At 48.6% G+C, this 4,125-nt stretch carries 3 protein-coding genes; all 3 read right to left on the reverse strand.

All coding sequences use genetic code 11. The features are described 5' to 3' along the window. Positions 1-199: 199 nt before the first annotated feature. Entirely contained in the window at positions 200-1,405 is a 1,206-nt protein-coding gene (locus CLOSYM_RS02815; protein WP_003501473.1) for an FprA family A-type flavoprotein, read from the reverse strand. Positions 1,406-1,425: 20 nt separating this feature from the next. Beyond that, positions 1,426-3,342 carry an acyl-CoA dehydrogenase family protein gene (locus tag CLOSYM_RS22180; protein ID WP_003501471.1) on the reverse strand — a complete coding sequence of 639 codons (1,917 nt, stop codon included), beginning with the start codon at positions 3,340-3,342 and terminating at the stop codon, positions 1,426-1,428. Between the two features lie 248 nt (positions 3,343-3,590). Continuing rightward, positions 3,591-4,007, reverse strand: coding sequence for an RrF2 family transcriptional regulator (locus CLOSYM_RS02825; protein WP_003501468.1), 417 nt, complete (start codon positions 4,005-4,007; stop codon positions 3,591-3,593). Positions 4,008-4,125 lie beyond the last annotated feature (118 nt).

Here is a 4,125-nt window from a genome sequence, read left to right on the forward strand (position 1 = left end):
CACAGCAAATTGAGCGGAATTAAATCCGGTGATACTCTTCCGGACTCAATTCCGCTCAATCGTATTGAAACATCAAATATATCAAACACATATGGATGCACTGAGTGGCCGCGATAAGATCCGCCCCCGCACTTAACGCGTGAGAAAATCAGCGTCCGCTGGCCGTACCGGCGGCGTCCTCACCTGCTTAACTAAATCCCTATTTCATTGACTCAATAATACTGTCAGCCAGTGCATCCAGCTCCGTTACCTTGTCAGGATGAAGGGCGGATGCCAGGGAAAGCCTCTCATTTAATACTGTCATATTTTTAAGCTCATCATCCACGAATTTCTGCATTAAGTCGCCTGATTTACATGCCCATGAGCCGTTCTCTATGATGGCGATTGTCCTGTTCTGAAGATTGAGCGCCTTCATATCCATCAGGTAATTGTGCATTACCGGGTAAATTCCCAGATTGTAGGTCACGGATGCCAGAACCACATGACTTAAACGGAAGGTCTCGGAGATGAGCTGTGAAACGTGTGTATTGGATACATCATATACATGCACATTCGTCATCCCTTTTTCACACAGCTTTGATGCAAGCGCCTGCGCAGCGGCCTCGGTGTTGCCGTACATGGAAGCGTAAGCAATCATAACCCCCTTTTCTTCCGGCTCATACCGGCTCCAGTGATCGTATTTGTCGATGAAATAGCCCAGGTCGGAGCGCCATACCGGCCCGTGAAGCGGACAAATAACTTTAATATCAATTGTTGCGGCTTTCTTTAAGAGCGCCTGCACATGAGGGCCGTATTTGCCGACAATATTTGTGAAATAGCGGCGGGCATCGTCGATCCAGTCTCTGTCGAAATTCACTTCGTCATTAAAAAGTTTACCGTCCAATGCACCGAAGGAACCAAAGGCATCGGCTGCAAACAGAACGCCGTTTGTCACGTCAAAGGTAACCATAGCCTCCGGCCAGTGTACCATCGGGGCATAGACAAAGGTAACCGTATGCTTTCCGAATGACATTGTATCACCTTCGTGTACCTCAATCAGCTCATGGCTGTCAACGCCGAAGCCGAACTGGCGCATCAGCATGAACGCCTTTTCCGTGCTGACAATCTTCACCTTCGGATAACGCAGAAGGATTTCCTCGATAGAGGCGCCGTGATCTGGCTCCATATGGTTGATTACCAGGTAATCAAGAGGTTTTCCCTCCAGCAGATAGTCCATATTTTCAAGCAGCTGGCGGCAGGCCGACCAGTCAACAGTGTCAAATAAAACACTCTTCTCATCCAGCAGCAGGTATGCGTTATAGGAAACGCCCCTGGGAATCGGATGTATATTTTCAAACAGGGCCAGACGGTGGTCGTTGGCTCCAACCCAATATAAATCTTCCGTTACATTTCTTACACAATACATAAAGTGAGCCTCCTTTCAGCTTACGCCTCGATAAACATATCTTTTCCTTCAGCACATTCCGGGCATACCCAGTCTTCCGGAAGTTTTTCAAACAGAGTTCCGGGAGCGATGTCATTGTCAGGATCACCTTCCGCCGGATTATATTCATATCCGCAGCCCCCACAGACATAAGTCTTGCCGATTGGCTTTTCCTTCGGCAGCTGTGGACGTTTCATCTTAATCATTGGAGGCGCCGGCTGTTTGGCTTCTCCATTGTCAAGCGCTGCCGTCAGAAGCGGAAGTATCTCCATTACGTCTCCGACAATTCCATAGTCGCAGTTCTTGAAGATTGGCGCATTGGCATTTTTGTTAATTGCCACGATGATGGACGCATCTTTGATTCCCTTTAAGTGCTGTGTCGCACCGGAGATTCCGCATGCAATATATAGGTTCCCGGTGAATTTCTGGCCCGACATTCCCACATAGCGGTTCAACGGCACATATTTAAGTGTCTCAGCTACCGGACGGGAAGAGCCGATAGCCGCTCCTGCCTGTACGGCCAGGGCTTCGATCAGTTTCATGTTCTTTTTATCCCCGATTCCTTTGCCGGCCGACACGACGCGCTCCGCCTGCGGAATCGGTGTGTCTAACGGTATGCCGACGGAAAAATCAAAGCCGTCTTTTTTCAGGGCAGCCACAAGAGTATCAACCTTCTCCTGCGCCTTTCCCTCTTTCAGAATCTGTTTCTTGCGAAGGCCGGTGATGGGGGCTGGTTTCTTCATATGCTTTGCCCCGCCGCCTCCTGATTCCTTCGGCATCTTGCCAATGATATGGGAAGCGATAACAACTCTCTGAATCTCGTTGGTTCCTTCATAAATCGTCGTAATTTTTGCATCACGGTATGCCCGCTCCACTTCCATTCCTTTCAGATAGCCGCTGCCGCCGAAAATCTGGAGAGCATCATTGGTAACCTCGAGAGCGATATCGGAAGCATACTGTTTAGCCATTGCGGATTCCATTCCGTACGGTACATGCTGTTCCTTCAGCTCTGCCGCGCTGTATATCAGGAAACGGGCGCAGCGCAGTTTTGTCGCCATGTCGGCCAGCTTAAAGGAAACAATCTGCTGCTGGCAGATTGGCTTGCCGAACTGGATTCGCTCCTTTGAATATTCCAGAGCATTTTCATAAGCTCCCTGGGCAATTCCAAGCGCCTGGGATGCAATTCCGATACGGCCGCCATCCAGCGTCGCCATCGCAATTTTGAAACCTTCTCCCTCTTTTCCAAGGAGATTCTCCTTCGGAACCTTCACATCGTTGAAAATCAATTCTGCCGTTGAGGAAGAACGGATTCCCATCTTGTCATAGTGATCGCCAAACTCAAAACCTTCCCAGCCCTTTTCCACAATGAAAGCGGAAATTCCTCTTGTTCCGATATCCGGTGTCGTCACCGCGAATACCACGTATGTATCTGCTTTCGGCGCGTTAGTAATAAAAATCTTACCGCCGTTCAGCAGGTAATAATCCCCTTTTAATACGGCCGTTGTCTCTGTGCCGCCGGCATCGGAACCTGCATTCGGCTCCGTCAGTCCAAACGCTCCGATTTTTTCACCTCTCGCCAGCGGAACCAGGTATTTCTGTTTCTGCTCTTCTGTTCCGAACGCAAATATCGGCCAGGATCCAAGCGATACATGGGCGGAAAGAATTACACCGGCTCCGCCGTCCACCCTGGACAGTTCCTCCACTGCGATCGCATAGCTGAGTATATCCATACCGGCTCCGCCGTACTCCTTCGGATAAGGTATACCCATTAACCCCATTTTCCCGAGCTTTTCCACGGCCTCTGCCGGAAATTCATTGTTCTGATCGAGAAGAAACGCCTGTGGCTTAATCTCACCCTCCGCAAACTCGCGGATTTTCCTGCGCAGCTCCTCATGTTCCTGTGTCGTTGTAAACAGCATATGCTTTCCTCCTTCTCCTTTTTGGTTTTAATCATGCATCTATCGTTACCGCCGTGAATCAGGCAGGTAATATCAAACCAGCTCTTTCAATTACCGCTTTAATATTGTATGAACAAAACTGTAATTTATACTTGATAATTTTTATCCACTTTAAATTATAAAGAATGCCGCCTGCTGATTCCGTTCTCAGCGGCGGGGAATCGTAACAGTTCAATCAGTCTGAACTGTTACGGGAATTCCTCTTTACTCTAACTGTTCTCTTCTCCGTTCAGGAGCCAGTACAGGCTCCTGGAGCGGAATTCCTGATCAATTGCATTCTGTACTTTTGCCAGTTGTGTATGGATGGTGCAGGGCGAGCCGTACCTCCCCCGCCACTCACACTGGTATCCGGGCGTCATACAGGACGTCAGGCGTGCGTTTGTCTCCACTGCTTCTATCAACTGATAAAGAGTTGCGGTTCTTAAATCACAGCCCAGGCGGCAGCCTCCGCTGGCTCCCCTCGTTATCTGTACGATCCCTGCTTTTTCCAGTTTCTTAAGAATCTTATATGCGAACTTCTGAGGAAGGCTTTCTCTCTCTGCCAGCTCTCCTGCCGTATAGCTTTTACCATCTGACAGGGTACGTAAAATGCGCAGTGCATAATCGGTTTCTCTGGTTATCAGCACGTTTCCACCCTCCCTGTTGTCTATAACACTACTATAGCAATGTAGATAAAAAATGTCAAGTTTATTTTGGAAATTTTGTATAATTACTGAAATGAAAAAGTAAATTCCACTCCCCATT

This window comes from [Clostridium] symbiosum ATCC 14940, from assembly GCF_000466485.1.
In the GTDB taxonomy this organism is placed as follows: domain Bacteria; phylum Bacillota; class Clostridia; order Lachnospirales; family Lachnospiraceae; genus Otoolea; species Otoolea symbiosa.